General features: G+C 44.8%; 21 protein-coding genes and 1 pseudogene. 17 read left to right on the top strand and 5 right to left on the bottom strand.

Going from position 1 to position 20,614, the window contains the following annotated elements; genetic code table 11:
- Positions 1-13: 13 nt before the first annotated feature.
- Together ssb and rpsR are read left to right on the top strand one after the other, a co-directional pair.
- Positions 14-553, top strand: a complete 540-nt coding sequence (ssb, locus tag CEF13_RS28260) for a single-stranded DNA-binding protein (RefSeq protein ID WP_102716092.1) — start codon at positions 14-16, stop codon at positions 551-553.
- A gap of 103 nt (positions 554-656) precedes the next feature.
- Positions 657-944, top strand: coding sequence for a 30S ribosomal protein S18 (gene rpsR, locus CEF13_RS28255; protein WP_102716091.1), 288 nt, complete (start codon positions 657-659; stop codon positions 942-944).
- 80 nt (positions 945-1,024) lie between these two features.
- On the opposite strand, the gene CEF13_RS28250 is transcribed toward rpsR, so the two are convergent.
- Genes CEF13_RS28250 through CEF13_RS28235 form a run of 4 tightly spaced genes read right to left on the bottom strand, consistent with a single transcriptional unit; the run spans position 1,025 to position 3,935 of the window.
- On the bottom strand, positions 1,025-1,753 hold the full coding sequence (locus CEF13_RS28250) for a hypothetical protein (protein ID WP_102716090.1): 729 nt from the start codon (positions 1,751-1,753) through the stop codon (positions 1,025-1,027).
- A 16-nt stretch (positions 1,754-1,769) separates the two neighbouring features.
- Positions 1,770-2,459, bottom strand: coding sequence for a fluoroquinolone export ABC transporter permease subunit (locus CEF13_RS28245; RefSeq protein ID WP_102716089.1), 690 nt, complete (start codon positions 2,457-2,459; stop codon positions 1,770-1,772).
- Positions 2,456-3,337: an ABC transporter ATP-binding protein gene (locus CEF13_RS28240; RefSeq protein WP_243864806.1), complete on the bottom strand. Its 882-nt coding sequence runs from the start codon at positions 3,335-3,337 to the stop codon at positions 2,456-2,458. The genes CEF13_RS28245 and CEF13_RS28240 overlap by 4 nt, the downstream gene beginning before the upstream one ends.
- Complete coding sequence (locus CEF13_RS28235) at positions 3,315-3,935, bottom strand: TetR/AcrR family transcriptional regulator (RefSeq protein WP_102716087.1); 621 nt, start codon at positions 3,933-3,935, stop codon at positions 3,315-3,317. The genes CEF13_RS28240 and CEF13_RS28235 overlap by 23 nt, the downstream gene beginning before the upstream one ends.
- A 131-nt stretch (positions 3,936-4,066) precedes the next feature.
- On the opposite strand from CEF13_RS28235, the gene CEF13_RS28230 reads away from it, so the two are divergent.
- The 8 genes and pseudogenes from CEF13_RS28230 (at position 4,067) to CEF13_RS28195 (ending at position 11,771) form a co-directional block, all read left to right on the top strand.
- Complete coding sequence (locus tag CEF13_RS28230; protein WP_102716603.1) at positions 4,067-4,363, top strand: hypothetical protein; 297 nt, start codon at positions 4,067-4,069, stop codon at positions 4,361-4,363.
- Positions 4,364-4,817: 454 nt separating this feature from the next.
- Positions 4,818-7,694 (top strand): Na+/H+ antiporter subunit A, encoded by a 2,877-nt coding sequence (locus CEF13_RS28225; RefSeq protein WP_102716086.1) that lies wholly within the window; start codon positions 4,818-4,820, stop codon positions 7,692-7,694.
- Positions 7,695-7,696: 2 nt separating this feature from the next.
- Positions 7,697-8,035, top strand: coding sequence for a Na(+)/H(+) antiporter subunit C (locus CEF13_RS28220; RefSeq protein WP_102716085.1), 339 nt, complete (start codon positions 7,697-7,699; stop codon positions 8,033-8,035).
- Complete coding sequence (locus CEF13_RS28215) at positions 8,028-9,509, top strand: Na+/H+ antiporter subunit D (RefSeq protein WP_102716084.1); 1,482 nt, start codon at positions 8,028-8,030, stop codon at positions 9,507-9,509. Before CEF13_RS28220 ends, CEF13_RS28215 begins: the two co-directional genes overlap by 8 nt.
- Positions 9,510-9,514: 5 nt before the next feature.
- A pseudogene (locus CEF13_RS28210) lies at positions 9,515-9,844 on the top strand (Na+/H+ antiporter subunit E); the annotation flags it as partial.
- Positions 9,841-10,134 carry a Na(+)/H(+) antiporter subunit F1 gene (locus CEF13_RS28205; protein ID WP_102716082.1) on the top strand — a complete coding sequence of 98 codons (294 nt, stop codon included), beginning with the start codon at positions 9,841-9,843 and terminating at the stop codon, positions 10,132-10,134. The pseudogene CEF13_RS28210 and the gene CEF13_RS28205, both read left to right, overlap by 4 nt.
- Positions 10,118-10,471 (top strand): monovalent cation/H(+) antiporter subunit G, encoded by a 354-nt coding sequence (mnhG, locus tag CEF13_RS28200; RefSeq protein WP_102716602.1) that lies wholly within the window; start codon positions 10,118-10,120, stop codon positions 10,469-10,471. The genes CEF13_RS28205 and mnhG overlap by 17 nt, the downstream gene beginning before the upstream one ends.
- A gap of 160 nt (positions 10,472-10,631) precedes the next feature.
- Positions 10,632-11,771: an AI-2E family transporter gene (locus CEF13_RS28195; protein WP_102716081.1), complete on the top strand. Its 1,140-nt coding sequence runs from the start codon at positions 10,632-10,634 to the stop codon at positions 11,769-11,771.
- 67 nt (positions 11,772-11,838) lie between these two features.
- Here CEF13_RS28195 and CEF13_RS28190 read toward each other — a convergent pair whose 3' ends face one another.
- The gene (locus CEF13_RS28190) at positions 11,839-12,192 is read right to left on the bottom strand and encodes a DUF4870 domain-containing protein (RefSeq protein ID WP_102716080.1); all 354 of its coding nucleotides are present in this window, start codon (positions 12,190-12,192) and stop codon (positions 11,839-11,841) included.
- 210 nt (positions 12,193-12,402) lie between these two features.
- On the opposite strand from CEF13_RS28190, the gene CEF13_RS28185 reads away from it, so the two are divergent.
- The 7 genes from CEF13_RS28185 (at position 12,403) to CEF13_RS28155 (ending at position 20,517) form a co-directional block, all read left to right on the top strand.
- A complete protein-coding gene (locus CEF13_RS28185; RefSeq protein ID WP_102716079.1) occupies positions 12,403-13,467 on the top strand; it encodes an LCP family protein in 1,065 nt (354 codons plus the stop codon).
- 79 nt (positions 13,468-13,546) lie between these two features.
- The gene (locus tag CEF13_RS28180; protein ID WP_102716078.1) at positions 13,547-13,966 is read left to right on the top strand and encodes a CBS domain-containing protein; all 420 of its coding nucleotides are present in this window, start codon (positions 13,547-13,549) and stop codon (positions 13,964-13,966) included.
- 201 nt (positions 13,967-14,167) lie between these two features.
- The gene (locus CEF13_RS28175; RefSeq protein ID WP_208414732.1) at positions 14,168-15,073 is read left to right on the top strand and encodes a DUF2232 domain-containing protein; all 906 of its coding nucleotides are present in this window, start codon (positions 14,168-14,170) and stop codon (positions 15,071-15,073) included.
- A gap of 18 nt (positions 15,074-15,091) precedes the next feature.
- Positions 15,092-17,053: a DHH family phosphoesterase gene (locus CEF13_RS28170; protein ID WP_102716076.1), complete on the top strand. Its 1,962-nt coding sequence runs from the start codon at positions 15,092-15,094 to the stop codon at positions 17,051-17,053.
- Positions 17,050-17,493, top strand: a complete 444-nt coding sequence (rplI, locus tag CEF13_RS28165) for a 50S ribosomal protein L9 (protein WP_102716075.1) — start codon at positions 17,050-17,052, stop codon at positions 17,491-17,493. Before CEF13_RS28170 ends, rplI begins: the two co-directional genes overlap by 4 nt.
- 175 nt (positions 17,494-17,668) lie before the next feature.
- Positions 17,669-19,030 (top strand): replicative DNA helicase, encoded by a 1,362-nt coding sequence (dnaB, locus tag CEF13_RS28160; RefSeq protein WP_102716074.1) that lies wholly within the window; start codon positions 17,669-17,671, stop codon positions 19,028-19,030.
- Between the two features lie 200 nt (positions 19,031-19,230).
- Positions 19,231-20,517 (top strand): adenylosuccinate synthase, encoded by a 1,287-nt coding sequence (locus CEF13_RS28155; protein WP_102716073.1) that lies wholly within the window; start codon positions 19,231-19,233, stop codon positions 20,515-20,517.
- The last annotated feature ends 97 nt before the right edge of the window (positions 20,518-20,614 follow it).

Genomic DNA, 20,614 nt, shown 5'->3' with positions numbered 1-20,614 from the left:
GAGGTCAGAAACGATGTTGAATCGTGTTATACTAATTGGTAGATTGACGAGAGACCCAGAGCTTCGTTATACGCCTGCAGGCGTTGCCGTTACACAGTTTACGTTAGCAGTAGATCGTCCTTTCACAAGCGGCGGTCAAGGCGAGCGTGAAGCGGATTTCATTCCGGTTGTAACGTGGCGTCAACTGGCAGAAACTTGCGCTAACTACTTGCGTAAAGGCCGTCTAACAGCGGTTGAAGGTCGCATCCAAGTGCGGAATTACGAGAACAACGAAGGCAAACGTGTCTACGTAACGGAAGTTATCGCTGATAATGTACGGTTCTTGGAATCTAATAAAGATGGCGGATCAGCGCGTGAAGAAGGCGGAAGCAGCTATGGCGGTGGTGCTAGCGGTTCCGGCGGCGGTACAAGCAGCGGAGGATCTTTCGGCGGCAACGCTTCCCAAAGCAGCGGAAACCGACCATCTGGTAATAACTCACGTAACGACAACCGTGATCCGTTCAAGGATGACGGTCGCCCGATTGATATATCAGAGGATGATTTGCCGTTTTGATACTTAAGCAATATTGCTTAACATTCAAATGGACAATTGCACAGCCTTTATCACTAAAGCAGCGGTGTAATTGATAATTTTCAACGATAAGGAGGATACTATCATGGCTTTTAAACCACAAAGAGATAACGGCGGCGACGAGCGTCCAGAACGTAAGTTCAGCGGACGTAAAGGCGGACGCAACAAACGTCGTAAAGTGTGTTTCTTCACTGTAAACAAAATCACTAAAGTTGACTATAAAGATGTTGATTTGTTGAAAAAGTTTATCAGCGAGCGCGGCAAAATCTTGCCACGTCGTGTGACTGGAACAAGCGCGAAATACCAACGCTTGCTTACAATCGCAGTTAAACGTTCACGTCAAATCGCATTGCTTCCTTACACGACTGAATAGGTCGCAGTAGAAGCATATGAAGAAGGGACTGTTCGCAAAGCAGCTTATTGCTGCCTTGCGAACAGTCCCTTTTGTTTGCTTTAATCGGTACGTTTTAAATACATAGAGCTTAACCTTTGCAATAGAAAGAGATGAAAGAGAAGTCCTAATGCAAAACTGGCAAGAGCAAAATAGGGTTCATTTAATGTACCTAGCAAATACGTTTTGGCCGGCCAATACGTCGGAACCCATAGGGCAAGATACTGCAAGGGGTCAGGGATGAAAGCTGCGGCAATAGGACCTGCAAAGAGCAGACCGCTTATTTTGGATAAGGCTAAGCCCTCCACTTTATTAGCGGCGAAAGCAACCAGGAATAATGCCAAGCAAGGAGCTTCCAAGGTAAGAAGAATGATTGTATATAGATTCTCAAACTGCATGGCTGCTATACCTGATAGAAGGAGGAAGGCTGAAGCAAGCATAGCTGACAAAAAACACGGCAGGGCTAGACGATAAAAGATGTACCCGTGGCGGGTAAGCGGTGTTGCGGCATAATAGCTGATCAGATTCTCGTCACGTTCATCGAGCATGAGCAAACCGGACATAGCACCTGGCAGCAATGGAATAATAAGAAGTAAGAAAGCGACTGTGAAATCAGAATAGGTGTACAGATAAAAGGAAAACTGTTGTTCCAGCCATATGGACAGGAAAGGGAATCCAAAACGTGCAAAAGCAATGATCGCAAGTGGACCGAGAAGGCTAGCTAAGAGCATTGGATCCTTCGCAATTTGCCTTACATCATTGAAAATTAGCGACTGATATTTTCTACTCATCATAATGCTCCTTTCGTTAACCGAGCAATATACGCTGCTGGAAGGAGTGCCGAGCCCAGATGAATATAGCTATGTTTCCTACAATTAATATTCCAATTGCATAAATGATCTCATGGAGCGCAATAGGCCGGTAGATTGAGCTGAGCAGAAGGAGTGAGCCGTAGGTTGGAAATAGGCTATACAGCATACGTGGGCCCCAATCCAGCAAACTCAGCAGAGGAATAGTAAATGGCAAAGCATATAACTGAATTAACAATATAAAACCATTTATAGATTGTGTCCGGACGACCACGCCAATGGATAGTAGAGTGAAGAAGCTGGAGGATAGGAGGACGCCTAGTGAAAATAAGAAAGGGGAACTTGGCATTCCAAGTGAGAAGCCGTGTATGACCCAGGCAGCAATTAGCGAAAGCAGTGATAATGAGCAGGCTTTCGCAACTAAATATTCGGTTAGCCGCAGCGGAGTGACAAACAGGCAATCATGTATGCCTTGGTCTTTCTCCAACAGTAGAATCCCACCGGCAAATATTAAACCAAGGGCGCTTGGGTCAGAGAAGGTAAGGAGCATTGCTGTTTTTTCTTTGTATCCGGATGGAATGCCATGAAGAAGCAGCAAATAAACGGAACACACCACCATATAAGCGAAATAAAAGCGATGTCGCCATTGGAATTGAATATCATGTCTAATCATTTTAATCAGCCTCATAGCAGTGATCTCCCTGTCACTTCAATAAAAATGGCATCAAGCGTAGCTTCTAAGGAATGCAGCGTTTGAACCTCATAATGGCGCATAATATGAAGGAAGCGATTATTATCTGCCAATTGATGAAGAGAAAACTCCTCCATTAGCAGCTCCGAGCCGATTTTATATTCTACTCGAACCTTCTTTTCTCCCTGACGAAGCTTTAATTCCCTTGGAGAATCTATTAATTTGATTTGTCCATCTACAATAAAGGCCACTCGGTCGCAAAGCTCTTCTGCAGCCTGCATATTATGCGTCGTAATGATAATAGTCGTTCCAGCTGCTTTACGTTCCAGAATAAGCTCTTTCATGATAGCAGCATTGACGGGATCAAGTCCTGAGGTTGGCTCATCAAGAAAGAGTATAGAGGGACGGTGAAGCAAGGAGCGGCAAAAATTAAGCCTCATCTTCATCCCCTTGGACAACTCCGAAACTTTCAAGTATGCTGCATCCTCTAGACCGACCTGCTTTAATAGTATACTGGGCTCCTCCGTTTCTCCTTGGTAAAGGGAGCGGAATAAACGTAAATTTTCAAGCACGGTAAGCTTACTGTAAAAGTTAGGAAATTCAAAGGCGACTCCAATTTGCTCATAATAATCAGAACGAATAGATTTTATTTCTTTTCCTAATACAGTCACGCTCCCCTCATAGCCTTTAAGCGCACCGATCAGTATTTTTTGTGTCGTGCTTTTACCTGCTCCAGACGGGCCGAGAAATCCAAAGATTTCCCCTCGGCCAATCTCAAAGCTCATCCCATGCAGAGTAGGCTTTGTCGTGCCAGGATAAGCATAACGCAGCTGTTCGACTTGAATGACCATGTCAGTCGCTCCCTTTGATGCCATAAGAAAACATACCTTCGGCAATCATCTCAATTAGCAAATCTATTGTAGGCTCATACAGCTGCACACCTATTTCTTTCTTATGCAGGGAGAGGAGAACAAGCGACCTAAGCAGACTGACAATGAGCTCCGGACGAACGCTATGCAATAAGCCTGCAGCTTGCCAATTCATAATAATAGGCATTAACGCATCTTGATCTTCGGAAAAATTAAGCTCTAGCAGCTCTGGAGGGAGCTTGCGCAGGAGCTGTTCAAATTGCCCTTCTAAATAAATTTGTCTAATCAAGGGACTTTCGCTTAGAAGCCTGAACGCAGTCTGCATAAAATGCTTGATTTTTTCTTTTGTAACAGGCTCTTCGTTAAGAAAGGTCTCAAGAAGATATTGACGAATCCTTTTTTCTTCATCCAACAAAATATAATAAAACAACTCTTCTTTAGAGCTGAAAAACAAATAGAATGAGCCTTGAGCGATTCCAACAGCGCTTGTTAAATCCTCTACACTCGTCTTTTTAAGACCGATTATTTCAAATTTTTGCTTGCCGTGCTCCACCAGCTTTTGACGTATCCAATCTTTTTCTTGCTCATTAAATTTTTTCGGCATTGTCTTACCACCATCATTTTGATTTTGTGAATAAATTTATTTTATATTCATATTGGCTGATAAGTAAAAAAGTGTCAAGGGGTAATCCTATTTGATATAGTAAACGTTAGAAGATGAAAAGGAGGGGTACTATCAGTTGGATAGCCGCACAGCCCTATTATAAGGTGAAAAGAGTCGTGTCCAGCGTCGAGCAAAAGGCAATCGTGGAGGATCGGCTGATGCATCTGTATCAAGAGAGAATTGTCACCAAGTATCGAGAGTTTCCGATTTCGGAGGTTTTTGATTTATCATATCGATCAATAGGCGGAGCGGGAGGATTATTATATTTGCATACCCTGCAAGGGGTTTATTCGTATACGGTAGCTGCTGATCCTCAGCCATTCATTGAAGCTTATAAGGAATTGGTTCAATCTTCGCCCGGTAAGTGATTCTTATATATTCCCTCGGAGCGAATGGGTAGGAACGGACATTTGTATTCGTTGAGTAGCTGCTTTGCTTCAACTGTGAGGGATTGGAGTGTTGTTTCGTTAGATGAATACTCTCTAAGTACCCTGCTGTTAGAATGAGTGCAAATACTAAAATTGAAACGGTTATTTTTCGACTGAGCATGAGAATCGACTCCTTTTTTATTAAAGAGTAATCCCCTAATTGAATCGTGTTCATTCCTAAAGCATTTATGGAGTCAATTTCTTTTGACATTAAGAAGCTTGGAATATATACTTAAAAACAGCGAATAAACAATATAATACATGATTTATCGGAGGAGCCTGCCAACAGCGGGCTCTTTTTGCGTTTTTTGCCTATTTTGGTCGATTTGTACTTACTTATTGCGATTATTGGAAATGATGTATAGGTACAACACCCTGTGAAGGAGGATGAAAATTGTCTTTGCTGCATCTTGTTATTATTTTGCCTTTTATTTTTGCGTTTGGCAGTCCATTTCTCTATAAAGTGACAAACCGTATTCATACGGGCTGGTTTATGCTCCCGGCACCGATTTTCATTTTTGGTTATTTTCTGAGTCGTGTGCCAAAGGTTCAGAATGGAGAATCAGTGACAACTGCGGTACCGTGGATTCCTTCAATTGGCGTTCATTTTACCGTTTATTTGGATGGGCTTAGTCTTCTATTTGCACTCCTGATCTCAGGGATAGGCTCTTTGGTCATCATTTATTCCATCTTTTATTTGAATAAGAGAAAAGAAGCGCTTGGCCAGTTTTATATTTATTTATTATTGTTCATGGGTGCCATGCTCGGCGTTGTGCTTTCTGAAAATTTGATAACGCTTTATGGCTTCTGGGAGCTGACGAGCATTTCTTCCTTTCTTCTGATTGCATTCTGGAACCAAAGAGAAAAGTCGCTATATGGCGCTTTGAAGTCGATGCTTATAACGGTATTTGGCGGTTTGGCGATGTTGAGCGGTTTTTTGCTGCTGTATATGATGACAGGAACATTCAGCATAAGAGAAATCATCGCGAATGCCGCTATGATAACGGAGCACAGCTTATTTATTCCGGCGATGCTGCTTATTCTGCTTGGGGCCTTCACGAAGTCAGCCCAGTTTCCGTTCCATATTTGGCTGCCGGATGCGATGGAAGCTCCAACGCCAGTAAGCGCGTATTTGCATTCTGCAACTATGGTGAAGGCAGGCCTATATTTGGTAGCGCGGATGAGTCCTATATTTGCGGGAGAAGCGAGCTGGTTCTGGATCGTTTCCGCAACGGGAATTGTGACCTTGATATATGGATCCTATCGAGCGCTCAAGCAGACGGACTTGAAAGCGATGCTTGCCTTCTCAACCATTAGCCAGCTAGGTCTTATTATGAGTTTGCTAGGCTTAGGCTCAGCGGCAGCTATATTTACCGGAACAAGTGAATCACTGTTTTATGTGAAAGCTACGATGGCCGGTATTTTTCATCTAATCAATCATGCTGTGTTCAAGGGAGCCTTGTTCATGATCGTAGGCATAGTTGATCATGAGACCGGAACAAGGGATATTCGTAAGCTGGGTGGCTTAATGTCCGTTATGCCGATCACCTTCTCGGTCGCCTTAATTGGTACATTCTCCATGGCGGGTCTGCCGCCGTTCAATGGATTTCTGAGTAAGGAAATGTTCTTTACAGCCGTGATCAATATCATGAATTTGGATATGTGGAATATGCAGTTTCTGAGCGTGCTTTTCCCTGTAATTGCTTGGGTTGCAAGTGTTTTTACGTTCATTTACAGCATGCTGCTGCTGTTTAGAACCTTTGCCGGGAAGAAGCAGTTCGATAAGCTGGAGAAAAAGCCGCATGAAGCACCACTTGGACTGCTGCTTCCCCCTGTTGTACTAGGTGCACTCGCCGTCGTGTTCGGAATATTCCCTAATATCTTGTCGTACACGCTGATCGAACCGACCATGGCTGCCATTCATCCGACCATGCTGCTCTCAGGTCAGCAATTCGATACATCCATTCAAATCTGGCATGGCTGGACAGCAGAAATCTTTATGACCATTGGCGTCATTGCGGTGGGCACGGTGCTGTATCGGCAGCATCAACGCGTGAAGGTGCTGCATCTGCCACTCTTTAGTGAGATAACATTGAATAAAACCTATGATGGCGGACTCAGGCTTCTGGATAAAGGCGCTAAAGGTCTAACGGATCGTTATATGACAGGCTCGATTCGCCACTATATGATCTATATATTTCTGTTTCTGATTATTTCTATTGCGATTACAATGGGAATTTCGAACAGCGTCCGCTTAGACTTCACACAATATGCTCCGATGTCCTTGTATGAAGCGGTTATTATATTCGCGCTGATCGTATCGGTCATTGCTGTTCCGTTCGCACGGACGAGGATGATGGCCATTATTTTAACCGGTACAGCTGGTTATATGGTTACGTTATTTTTTGTTATTTTCCGCGCGCCAGATTTAGCACTGACCCAGATGATCGTTGAGACGGTATCGGTTACGTTGTTTCTACTCTGCTTCTATCATTTGCCTAAGCTGAAGAAAGAGCTTGAAAGCTTACGCTTTAAGCTGTCGAACTTTATTATCGCGCTTGGAGTAGGCGTGGTTATGACCCTGCTTGCCCTGAGCGCAAGCAGCAGCCGATCATTCGAATCCATATCCGATTTTTTCATCAAGGAGAGCTATAATCTCGCAGGAGGCAAAAATATTGTCAATGTCATTCTCGTTGATTTCCGCGGCTTTGATACGATGCTGGAGATTGTCGTGCTTAGTATTGCATCCTATGGCATATACGCCTTAATCAAGGTGAATCTCACCGATGATGTGGACAGAGTCGGGACTGGTTATTGGGAAAGCGAAAATAAATTGACTTTCAATGGCATTCGCAGCAATGATGTGATATTGAAGACTATAGCCAAAGCAGTCATTGTTATCATCCTGGCCTTTTCTTTGTATCTGTTTTTCTCTGGGCATAATGCGCCGGGAGGCGGTTTTATCGGAGCATTGATGGCAGCGGCAGCATTCGTGCTGCTCGCTATGGCGTTCGGAAGCAAGCGAGTACGGGAAGTTATTTCAATCGATTTCCGCAAGTTGAGCGCTGTAGGCATTCTGATCGCTTTATTAACGGGTACTGGCTCATTCTTGTTTGACCTACCGTTTCTGAGTCATGCCTTCGGCTATGTAGAGCTGCCGCTGCTCGGACATATGGAATGGGCAACCGCTATGCTGTTCGATCTAGGTGTCTACCTAACCGTCGTTGGCATTACGATGACGATTATCCTGGCAATAGGGAGGGATAAATAAGAATGGAACTATATATGTCAATTGCCATAGGCGTGCTGTTTACCGTCGGCGTATATTTGGTGCTGTCGAAGAGCTTGCTGCGGATCATACTCGGGACCTCGCTCCTTACACATGGCATCCATTTGCTATTGCTTACGATGTCCCGTTTAAAAACAGGTGCGGCTCCGCTGCTGGGACAGAAGGCAGATTCTTATGTAGATCCGCTACCGCAGGCACTGATTTTAACATCCATAGTGATTAGCTTCGGAGTTACGTCATTTTTCTTCGTCCTGGCTTACAAGGCGTATCAGAAGCTGGGGACGGATGATATCGAACAATTAAGGGGGAAAGAGGATGAATAATCTGCTTGTATTTCCGCTTCTAATCCCTTTATTTACAGCTGCCATTCTCATATTTTTCAAAAATAATATAACCATACAAAGAGGGCTGAACACGCTCAGCCTATTGGCTACTGTATGTGCTGCTGGCATCATCCTGTATCAGGTGAAAACGGAAGGCATTCAAACGCTGCATATGGGCGGTTGGCTGCCGCCTTATGGTATCGTTTTTGTAGCTGATATGATGTCGGTGCTTCTTCTTCTCACCACATCGGTTGTAGGCACTTTTTGTTTATTCTATTCGTTTGGTACCGTAGGTGAGCAGCGGGAGCGCAATTACTATTATCCGTTTTTTCAATTCCTGCTTGTAGGAATCAACGGCTCATTCCTAACAGGGGATTTGTTTAATTTGTTCGTCTGCTTTGAGGTGATGCTCATCTCATCCTACGCACTTATTGTACTGGGCGGTACGAAGCGCCAGCTTCGCGAAACGTTAAAATATATATTGATTAACATCCTTTCATCGACGTTGTTCGTAGCTGCTGTAGCTTATTTATATGGCGTTGTCGGCACGCTGAATATGGCCGATTTGTCGCTGCGAGTAGCGGAGGCGGGGCAGGACGGCGTATTGAATGTAATCGCGGTTTTGTTCATGATTGTTTTCTCGCTTAAAGCAGGATTGTTCCTTTTCTTCTGGCTTCCGGGCTCCTACAGCGTTCCTCCGGCAGCCGTGTCGGCGCTGTTCGGAGCGCTGCTGACTAAAGTAGGGCTGTATGCGCTAATTCGGACATTTACACTCATTTTTTATCATGATCCGGCCGTTACTCACAGCTGGATCGCTTGGATGGCAGCCGCGACGATGATTCTTGGCGTATTCGGGGCAATTGCTTATTCTGACATTTACCGCATTATGAATTACAATGTTATCATTTCTGTAGGATTTATAGCATTTGGGCTGGCTATAAGTGCTGATGCTGCGATGGACGGAGTCGTCTTTTATTTGCTGCACGACATGGTTGCCAAGGCACTCTTGTTTATATTGGGGGGCTTTATAGTACATCTAACTGGAACGAGCCGGCTGAAGGAGATGGGCGGTATGATTAAGCATCATCCGGCGGTGGGCTGGATGTTCTTCATTACTGCTCTTGCTATTGCGGGTATTCCGCCGCTCAGCGGGTTTGCGGGGAAGCTGCTCATTCTTCAAGGCGGCTTGCAGGAGAAATATTATGTACTGACAGGCGCTGCGCTCGTATCCAGCTTTATCGTGCTCTATTCGTTAGTCCGAGTATTCATGAGCGCTTTCTGGGGAGAAGAGAAGAAGCCGAGGACCAATCCTCCAGCGTTGATATCTAAAAGTCATCTTCTATCCGCTGCGAGTTTGTTCATCATTATGATGTTGATGGGGTTTGGTTCGGAGTGGATTTACCGATTTGCTGCAGAAGCGGGAAATACGCTAATGAATCCGGCAGATTATATTGACGCCGTATTGAAGGAGTAGATGATTTGAAGAAATTATGGGCGATTGTCAAGCTGCTGATTCTGTTCATTAAAGAGCTGTTTATTTCCAGTTATGCGGTCATGCTGCAAATTGTTCGGCCAAGGCTTCAAATTCGACCAGGTATATTCGCGCTTAAGACTGAGCTGAAGTCAGATTGGGAAATTACACTGCTGTCTTGTCTTATCTGCCTCACACCCGGGACATTAACGATAAATGTGTCACGGGATAGCCGGACGCTTTATATTCATGCTATGGATATTGAGGATGCCAATGAGCTGTCGCTGCAAATCAAAGGCACGTTTGAGAGAGCGATTATGGAGGTGACGCGGCCTTGATGTCTACTTTGCTGCTACTTTCCTTAACCATATTGTCGTTTGCAATCATTGGCTGCATGTATCGGCTGTTGAAAGGGCCTTCGATCTCGGACCGTATCGCTGCGCTCGACACGATTGGTGTGCTTCTGCTGTCTATGATCGCAATTATCTGTATGCTGTTGAAAACCTATGCGTATTTCGACATCATTTTGGTGATAGGCATTCTAACCTTTATTGGCACTACTGCCTTTGCAAGGTATATCGAAAGAGGGGTTGTCATTGAAAGCGGAGATGATGAGCGGAATCGGTGAAATTATTATCGGATTAATCGTGTTAGCAGGTGCTTTGATAAGTGCCATAAGCGCTTTTGGCCTAGTAAGACTGCCGGATGTCTATTTGCGCTCGCATGCTGCAACCAAAAGCGCAACGCTAGGTGTGCTGTTCATTCTAGCAGGCGCCTTTCTATATTTCGCCTTTTATTTAGATCATATAAGCGCCAAGCTGCTGCTCGGTATCGTATTCGTATTTATAACCGCACCAGTGGCTGGGCATTTGAACGGAAGGGCTGCTTACATCTCAGGAGTTCCTTTATGGGAGCGGAGTGTACAGGATGATTGGGCGGTTGTATTGAAGAAAAACAAGGATTAGAAAATAAGAAAAAAGCAGCAGCTTCTCAGGAGAGCTGCTTTTTTCGCTTTATATGGACATAAATTATGCTGTAATATGGAAGAAGAGTGCTATTCGCGTTCTGATTTATAGAAATGATACAATACATATAATAAAGCACAATTGGAGGGGATAGATTGGAATGAACAACGTCAGAGCAGGTACGGAGCGGTTCAAAAAATTTATACTGAACAATAAGTTCGTATTGTTTCTGCTTGTATTGCTTCTTGTTGGGTTGAATATATTAGTTTTAACGAAAATATCGTATATTTTTACGCCGCTTACAGTGCTGCTCAAGACGCTGCTGCTGCCTATTATACTAGCAGGAATTGCGTATTTTCTGCTTAACCCTGTGGTTGATTATTGTGAACGCAAGGGGATTAAGCGTGTTATTTCGATCATTATTCTCTTTCTGCTGGTTGCCGGTCTGATCACGATTCTGTTAGTGCTTGTGATCCCGATTCTGAGCGATCAGTTGACGAGCTTTATTAATAACTTGCCCACTTATGGCGAACAGCTTCGTATTGAATTCATGCAGTTCATAGATAGCTCCAGCTTCAATCAGATTCAGCAATGGTTTAACCTGAATTCAACGGAGCTTACGGGAAAAATTACGGAGAAAATTTCCACAGTCTTAAATGGGACGCTATCGAGCCTGGGCACCTTTGTAGGAGCTCTAAAAGATATTGTTCTTGCCATTGTGACACTGCCTTTTATACTATTCTATATGTTAAAAGACGGCAAACAGCTGCCACAAGCGATTGTTAGCTTTCTGCCTGCTAAGCTGCAGCCTAAAACGAAGCGAATTATGGCAGAGATGAACAATCAAATCAGCAGCTATATTAGAGGACAAATTATTGTCAGCTTCTGTATCGGTTTCTTGTTGTATATTGGTTATTTAGTAATTGGGCTCGAATATTCACTAGTATTGGCTCTGGCAGCTGCTTGTACGAGTATTATTCCTTACTTGGGACCCGCTATTGCTATTACTCCTGCCTTAGTCGTCGCTATGGTCACATCGCCGGTAATGCTGCTGAAGATGATTGTGATATGGACGATTGTGCAGTTAATAGAGGGCAAATTCATATCGCCGCAAATTATGGGTAAAAGCTTGCAAATTCATCCGATCACGATTATTTTTGTTATTCTGACAGCTGGGAATCTATTCGGCCTCGTTGGAATCGTGCTCGCGGTGCCCGGCTATGCGGTGTTAAAGGTTGTCGTTATTCATTCTTTTGAATGGCTCAAGGATCATTCCTCGCTATATCAAGAAAAAAAGTGAACGGCAGAGTGCCGTCCACTTTAAATAGCAGCGAACATGTCCAAAGCAAAGGCGCACAATGAATGAATTAAAATTTTCTAGACTGCTGCTCGCACCAATCACCGATAATAGGAAGCTTATATAGCTTTCCTTGGTAAGTAAGCAGCATAAGTCCAATCCATAGAATCGTACTGACCGGCCAAAGTAGTATTCCCAGTATCCAACCGATGATGGGAATAACGCCAAGCAGCATACTGATGACTATAATAGCAACAGATACGACTATGGATTGAAGGGCATGAAGACGGACAAAACGGCTTTGCTTTTCCAGCGCTAGGAAAATAATGCCGGTAATAAAGCCTCCTAGGTAACAAAGGACACCTGCTAATTTAGGATCCAATCCGGTTGATGAGCCTTCTGGATGTAGGGATGGAGGTTGCATAACAATAATCATCCTTTCCTATTTAACATTATTCTTGCAATGATTGTATTCGTCATAAGTTGTCAATAGACCTTTTTAATTACAAAAATTGTATACCATAGAGGTATAAACATATTGTAAAAAATTTGTAACCTGTTTTATCTCGAAATCGTCTAAACTGAGAGGGCGAGTTCTAAAAAGAACAGTGAAGATAGGAGAAATTATCATATTATGAAAATGATGAACAAAAGAAAATGGCTGTATACGACAGGAGCCGCGCTAGCTGTCGTAATCATGGTGGGATTTTTCTACCGCGGAGCACTAGCATCGCTAGGATTTGATTGGTTTCTGCAAGGGCATGTGGAGAAGAAACTAGAGCAAACCTATAAGCCGATTGAAGGACGCGAGCCTGTTACCACCAGTACTGCCAATAAGAAGCAAGACCCATTCGCGGTGCTGCTGCTTGGCATTGATCAGCGCGGCAAAGAAATCGGACGCTCGGATACGATGATCTATACGGTTGTTCGTCCTAATGACGGTGATCTGTTGATGGTATCCATTCCACGTGATATGTATGTCGAAATTGTAGGTAAAAAAAGCAAAAACAAACAGGATAAAATTACACATGCTTACGCATTCGGCGGTGCAGGGATGTCTATGGACACGGTAGAGAAGTTTTTGGACGCTCCTATCCAGTACTACGCTACTATTAATTTCGAAGGTTTCCGTCAAGTCATTGATAAGCTGGGAGGCATAAAGCTTCCTCTTGAAAAAGATATGGTTAACAAAGATCCTGACCACGAGAAGTTTGTCATCAAAGCAGGGCAGGACATCTATAATGGACAGGATGCGCTTAATTATGTACGATATCGTGAGGATAGTGATATAAACCGTACAGAGCGCCATCAGATCTTCTTGTCGTTGTTGATGGATAAAGCGAAGCAAATGAACCAATGGTCCAAAATTCCGGATTTAATCGATATTATGGGTGAGAATTTCAGTACGAATATGCGTCCGGATCAGCTTGTTGACTTAGGCCAAAGCATCATTCAAGCGAAAACTCGCAATATTTACAGTCATTCCATACTTGGTGACGGTCATCGGTTGACAGAAGGCGGAACTTGGTATTATTTCGCCGATGAAGAAGACTTAGCGAAGGTACAGACGATGATCAAGAGCTGGTTAAATGCGGATATCTCTTCATCGGAGCTTATTCTGCCGGATAAATACATGGAGAATAAAACGAAAGAGGTCAAATCTTTATCTCTTCCACAGGAGCAATCTGGGCAGCATTAAAGCGATCAACTCTGATCGGTCTGCAGCCATGGACAAAAGTAGAATGGGAAGAGCAATCGAAACGGAGTTGTGAAGCGAAATGAATATTGCGTTTTTTTTATTGCCGAAGCAGGAGGTCGTATGTCTTCCGCAGGATGCAACGCTAAGGCAGACACTTGAGAAAATGGAATACCACCGTTATACATCGGTGCCCATTATTAATAATGATGGTGGTTATGCAGGCACGATCACCGAAGGCGATCTTCTCTGGTACTTCAAGAATCACGGAGACTTGTCGCTTGAACAGACCAATAAAGTAAAGCTGATGGACGTACCGCGGCGATTATTGAACAAGACGGTTCAAATTGATGCGAATATGGATGATCTAATTTCACTCGCTAAGCTTCAAAACTTTGTACCGGTCGTAGACGACCGAAATCGATTTATCGGAATCGTGCGAAGAAGTGAAATTATTGACTATTGTCAAAAGCTCATTATGGAAAAGCATAAGGTATTATAGAATAAAATAAGTAATAATTCATAGACTAGGGCGGAACAATATAGATGTTCCGTCTTTTTATTCTGCATGCAGCCGCGGCCTATTCATCTTGTCTGTGCTTGGCGCTAAGTTTGATTATGAGTGATATGTTAAGCTTTTATGCTATAATGAGTTGTAAAAGTTTCAGACGAAACCAGATTAAATAACCAAGAGGTGAACGGTTTGAAAACCGGCAAGAAACCCGTACTATGGAGCGTTGTAGCACTCCTGTTATTATTGTCTCTTTTATTGCCGCTCTTTAACATCATCGCTTTATTACTGATGATGGTGCCGTACGTTGTATTGTATACGACATTGACTCCCAAGTCATTTGTACTGCATTTACTTCCCGTATGGGTGCTGGCGTTCCTGATTGGTGGACCCGCTACGCTTATTATTGGATTATTCTTTCTCATTCCGTCTATCGTGATGGGCCACTTGTATATGAAGCAAGCGCCTGCATCGAGAATTATGAGGATTGTGGGTGTTGTGTTTCTAGCCCAATTGATGCTTGAAATGCTCATTTTTGAAGTATTCTTGAATATTTCGCTCATCAAAGAAATAGGTACCATAGTAAAGGAAACATTTAATAATCTGATTGCGCAGGGCTTTCTGCCGACGGATTGGAATGCAGACTTAACGGATATTTTCATTCGTACAATGGTCAATTCCATACCTTTCACCTTTATTATGATTGCTTTTGTGTATACGGCAATTACACAATTCATCGCCCGTAGAGCAGTGAAATGGAGCGGCGGACCTGACATTCCAAGATTTACACGCGCCAGAGAGTGGCGCTTGTCGCGCTTGCTCGTTATTATTTATTTGATTGCTTATATGATGGAAATGTTCGCATCGACTACAAGCGATTCTTTTTTTGCGATTGCGTTATTGAATTTAGTCCCGCTGCTTAGTTGTATTTTTGCTTTTCAAGCGGTTGGATTTTTCTTCTTCCTTGCCCATCAGCGAGGCTGGAACAAAGCGGTACCTCTAATTTTGGCCATTCCAGTGCTTCTATTCCCGCCGCTAAGCTTAATTGGCGTGCTCGATACCGCTTTTCCAATCCGCAAGTCGTTTACGAAACCATAGCACAGGAGCGGATCGGATATGCCAAAGTTTTTAGTTACACGGTGGCACGGTATGCATCAGATTTGGGCATTCGCATTATTGTCACTGATGACAGGGGCGCTTGCTTATTATGAGTGGCTGTTGGGATTACTGGGGCTTTTATTAACATGTGCTTTAGCTGTTTATACGGTCCTTGCAGAACGAGCTTTCCGCAAGGATCTGAAATCGTATTTGGGCACGCTGACCTATCGGGTGAAAAAGGCTGGAAATGACGTTATAAACGAGCTTCCATTCGGAGTTATACTATATAATGAAGATAGAGCTGTAGAATGGCATAATCCATACATTGCAGAAATGATGGAGCGGGATTCCGTCATTGGTGTTCCGCTTCCTGAGCTGTTTCCTGCCCTGCAGCAGGTGAAGGAACGCGAAGGAAAGATTGAAGCTACGGTAGGCTCTCATGTGTATCAGCTTATTTTTAAGCCCAAGGAACGCATTTTGTATGTCCAGAATATAACGGAGATCTGGCAGCTTGGCCGCAAATATGATGATGAGAAGCTTGTGCTTGGTGTCGTTATGATTGATAACCTGGAGGAAGTGACCCAGGGACTCGATGATCACCAGCGCAGCTCCATGCTTGCGAAGGTAACGACAGAAATTACGGAATGGGCGCAGAAATATCAGGTTTATTTGAAAAGGCTGACGTCTGACCGTTTTCTGTTAATTACAGATCAGAAGACACTCAAGCAGTTGGAGCAATCCCGTTTTCTTGTTCTTGACGAGGTAAGGGAAATAACGGGAGATCATAAAATTCCGGTAACCCTTAGCATCGGGTTTGCGGCAGGTGCTGAGCATATTATAGAGCTTGGCCAATGGGCGCACACAAGCCTTGATATTGCTCTTGGACGAGGCGGAGATCAAGCGGCAATCAAGGTTGGAAGCCGTCAGTCCTTCTATGGCGGCAAGTCGAATGCGGTGGAGAAGCGGACGCGCGTTCGAGCGCGGGTTGTTGCCCATGCGCTTCGGGATCTAATCCGCGAGAGCCACAATGTCGTTATTATGGGACATAAGATGCCTGACATGGATTCCGTTGGAGCGGCAATCGGCGTTATGAAGGCGGCGCAATTGTTCGGTAAAGAGGCGTATATCGTGCTTGAGGGTGTCAATCCTGCCATTGAGAAGATGATGGAGCTGCTGCGGGAGGATGAGAAGCTTTCCAAGCGGTTCGTATCACCGGAGCAGGCATTCTCGCTTATTACGCCTCAGACGCTTGCTGTAGTCGTTGATACGCATAAGGTGTCGATGGTGAAGGAACCGAAGCTGCTGACACAGACCGAGCGCATTGTCGTTATTGATCATCATCGCCGCAGCGAGGAATTTATTGCGAACGCCATTTTGATCTATATGGAGCCGTATGCTTCGTCAACCTGTGAGCTCGTAACCGAGCTGCTGCAATATATCCATGACCGTGTTGCTCTGGACGTAAGAGAATCGACATCGCTGCTTGCGGGCATTACCGTAGATACGAAGAGCTTCTCGCTTCGTACAGGAGCGCGGACGTTCGAGGCTGCCTCGTTCCTGCGCCGCAATGGTGCAGATTCCATGATGATTCAGCGTATGCTCAAGGAAGATCTTGAGGAATACGTGCGTAAAGCGGAAATTATTAAGCATGCTGAGGTCGTCTATGAGCATGTGGCTATTGCCGTAACGGAAAGCGGCCGCAAGTATTCACAGCTTCTCATTGCACAATCTGCGGATACGCTGCTCAATATGACTGATATACTAGCTTCCTTTGTAATAGGGGAGCGGCAAGACGGACTAATTGGCATTAGCGCTCGTTCGCTTGGCCATATGAATGTACAGGTTGTAATGGAGCGAATGGGCGGTGGCGGACATTTGACGAATGCTGCCGCTCAGCTTGAAGGGACAGTTCAGGAAATAGCAGTACGTCTCAAGAAGGTCTTGGACGAAATTGAAACAGAAGAGGGGTTATTTGAATGAAAGTAATCTTTTTGCAGGATGTTAAAGGGCAAGGCAAGAAAGGGCAAGTCAAGGAGCTTTCCGAAGGGTATGTTCGTAATTTTCTGCTGCCGAAGGGTCTGGCAAAGCTAGCATCTGACGGAAACTTGAAGACACTAGATCTGCAGAATGCCTCTGAGCAGAAGCGTAAGGACAAAGAAAAGGAAGATGCGCAGGAGCTGGGCAAACGGCTTGACGAGATGACGGTTGTCATTAAGACTAAAGCCGGTGAAGGCGGAAGGCTATTCGGCGCCATCACGAGCAAACAAATTGCTGAAGCGCTCGCTGCGCAAGGCATTAAGATAGACAAGCGCAAAATCGAGCTGGATGAGCCGATTCGCACATTGGGCATTACGCAGGTTGGCGTTAAGCTTCACACGGCTGTGAAAGCAAAGCTAAGCGTACAAGCGGCAGAGGAATAATTATTAAAGCATAGAATGTTAATGGAAGTTTGCTACGCAAGCTTTTGAGAATATGCTTACGAAGTAAGTTTGTTACACAAACTTTAGGATTATGCTTACGAAGTAAGTTTGTTACACAAACTTTAAGAATATGCTTACGAAGTAGTTTGCTACGCAAACTTTAAAGGAGCGCTAAATGAGTACAGAGCTGATGTTTGACCGTGTCCCACCGCAAAACCTGGAAGCTGAACAGGCTGTCATTGGCGCCATATTACTGCAGGCTGAAGCGCTCATTACGGCGATGGAGCGGGTGCGCAGCGAAGACTTTTACAGCGGTGCTCATAGACAAATCTATGAAGCGATGGTCGAGATCGCGGAGAACAACCAGCCGGTTGATCTTGTAACGCTGACCGCGCATTTACAGGATCAGCATTTGCTTGAAGAAATCGGCGGCGTCAGCTATTTGGCCAAGCTGGCCAATGCAGTGCCAACGGCGGCAAATGTTGATTATTACGCACAAATCGTTGAAGAAAAGTCTATGCTTCGCCGACTTATTCGCACGGCTACGAATATCGTATCAGACGGCTATGCGAACTCTGAGGATGTTGGCGTGCTGCTGGGAGATGCGGAGAAGAAGATTCTTGAAATCTCGAATCGGCGCTCCGGCAGCGGCTTTATCTCCATCCGCGATGTGTTGATGGAGGTATTCGAGAAGGTCGAGCAGCTATATACGGACAAGGGCGGAACGACAGGCATACCTTCCGGATTCACGGATCTGGATCGCATGACTGCAGGCTTCCAGCGAAGCGACTTAATTATCGTTGCGGCTCGTCCGTCAGTAGGTAAAACGGCCTTCGCGCTTAATATCGCTCAGAACGTCGGTGTTCGCGCACGTGAAACAGTCGCCATCTTCAGTCTGGAGATGTCCGCAGCACAGCTGGTGCAGCGGATGATCTGTGCGGAAGCGAATGTCGATGCACAGCGAATGCGGACAGGGCATTTGGAAGGCGATGACTGGGAGAAGCTGACGATGGCAATTGGTTCCCTCTCGGAAGCGCAAATCTTTATCGATGATACACCGGGTATTACGGTAGCTGAAATTCGCGCGAAATGCCGCCGTTTGAAGAAGGAGCGGGGCCTCGGCATGATTCTGATCGACTACTTGCAGCTCATATCGGGCCGCGGCAAAGCAGGCGAAAACAGACAGCAGGAGGTTTCTGAAATTTCACGGACGCTTAAGCAGATTGCGCGGGAGCTTGAAGTGCCGGTTATTGCACTTTCGCAGCTCAGCCGTGGAGTTGAGCAGAGGCAGGACAAACGCCCGATGATGTCTGACCTTCGGGAGTCTGGATCGATCGAGCAAGATGCTGATATTGTATCTTTCCTATATCGGGATGACTATTATGATAAAGAATCCGAGAAGAAGAACATTATCGAGATTATTATCGCCAAACAGCGGAATGGGCCTGTAGGTACAGTTGAACTTGTTTTTCTTAAACAATACAATAAATTCGTAAGTATCGATCGTGCGCATCAAGATCCGTCGCACGCATCGTGAATAACCGAACAATTGCATGGGTAACTGTGCAATTGTTCGTTTTTTGTTTGACTTCTTGGGGAGGGATTGCTACAATGTTAATGCTGTCTTTGGACTTTCATGACGTAGCATTTCGTGACCTTTATTGGAAGGGAAAACGCTGCTATCAGGTCTAGACGGTAATTTTCGGTGTGTATAAACACCGGACGGGGGTATGAATTATGTCTACGGTTGTTGTTGTTGGTACGCAGTGGGGAGACGAAGGAAAAGGAAAAATCACTGATTTCTTGGCAGAGGGAGCCGACGTCGTTGCTCGTTACCAAGGAGGTAACAATGCCGGACACACGATCCTTATTGATAACAAAAAATATAAATTGACGATGATTCCATCGGGTATTTTTAATCATAATAAAACGTGCGTAATTGGTAACGGGATGGTTATTAATCCAGAAGCGCTCATTCAAGAAATTAACTATATTCACGAAAATGGATTCTCAACAGAGAATTTGAAAATTAGCGATCGCGCTCATGTTATTATGCCTTACCACCTTATTCTTGACGGTCTTGAGGAAGATCGTAAGGGTGATAACAAGATCGGCACAACTCGCAAAGGAATTGGTCCTTGCTACATGGACAAAGCCGCTCGCAATGGTGTTCGTATCGCTGATCTGATGGATGCGGAGGAATTCGAAGCAAGAATCCGCAGTATTATGATTGAGAAAAATCATTTAATCGAGCAAGTATATGGCGGAGAAGCGCTTGATGCGGATGCAGTTATTCGCGATTACCTTGGTTTCGCTGAAGTACTTCGTCCGTATGTGACGGATACATCTGTTGTTCTTAATGATGCTATCGACGCTGGGAAAAAGGTTTTGTTCGAAGGCGCTCAAGGCGTTATGCTGGATATCGATCAAGGAACTTACCCGTATGTTACGTCCTCCAACCCATCGGCTGGCGGCGTTTGTATCGGATCAGGTGTAGGCCCTTCAAAAATCCAACAAGTTATCGGTGTTGCCAAAGCGTACACAACTCGTGTAGGCGATGGTCCATTCCCAACGGAGCAGGATAATGAAATTGGTCAATTAATTCGTGACAAAGGCCATGAGTATGGCACAGTAACAGGCCGTCCGCGCCGCGTTGGCTGGTTCGATACGGTAGTTGTCCGTCACGCACGCCGCGTTAGCGGAATTACTGGCTTGTCGCTTAACTCGCTTGACGTTCTGACGGGTCTTGAAACGGTGAAAATTTGCACAGGCTACAAATTGCGCGGAGAAGTTATCGATACTTATCCAGCAAGCCTGAAACTCGTTTCAGAGTGCGAAGCGATCTATGAGGAATATCCAGGCTGGTCGGAGGATATCAGCGGTGCAAAAACGCTTGAAGATCTTCCTGCCAACACACGCAACTACTTGAATCGTGTATCCGAGCTGACAGGCATTCCAATCGCAATCTTCTCGGTAGGCCGCAATCGTGAGCAAACAAATCCGGTGCGTCCGATCTACGAATAGAAAATGGAAGAGGATGGCCCTGTGCCATCCTTTTTTTTTTGGATAAATGCTAGGGAAATGCAAGCTGCTCCGAATGTACAGCGAAATTGTTGACCAT

This window comes from Paenibacillus castaneae (genome assembly GCF_002884445.1).
GTDB lineage: Bacteria > Bacillota > Bacilli > Paenibacillales > Paenibacillaceae > Pristimantibacillus > Pristimantibacillus castaneae.
The sequence above is the reverse complement of the archived record's forward strand: the minus strand, read 5'-3'. Positions and strand labels throughout refer to the sequence as shown.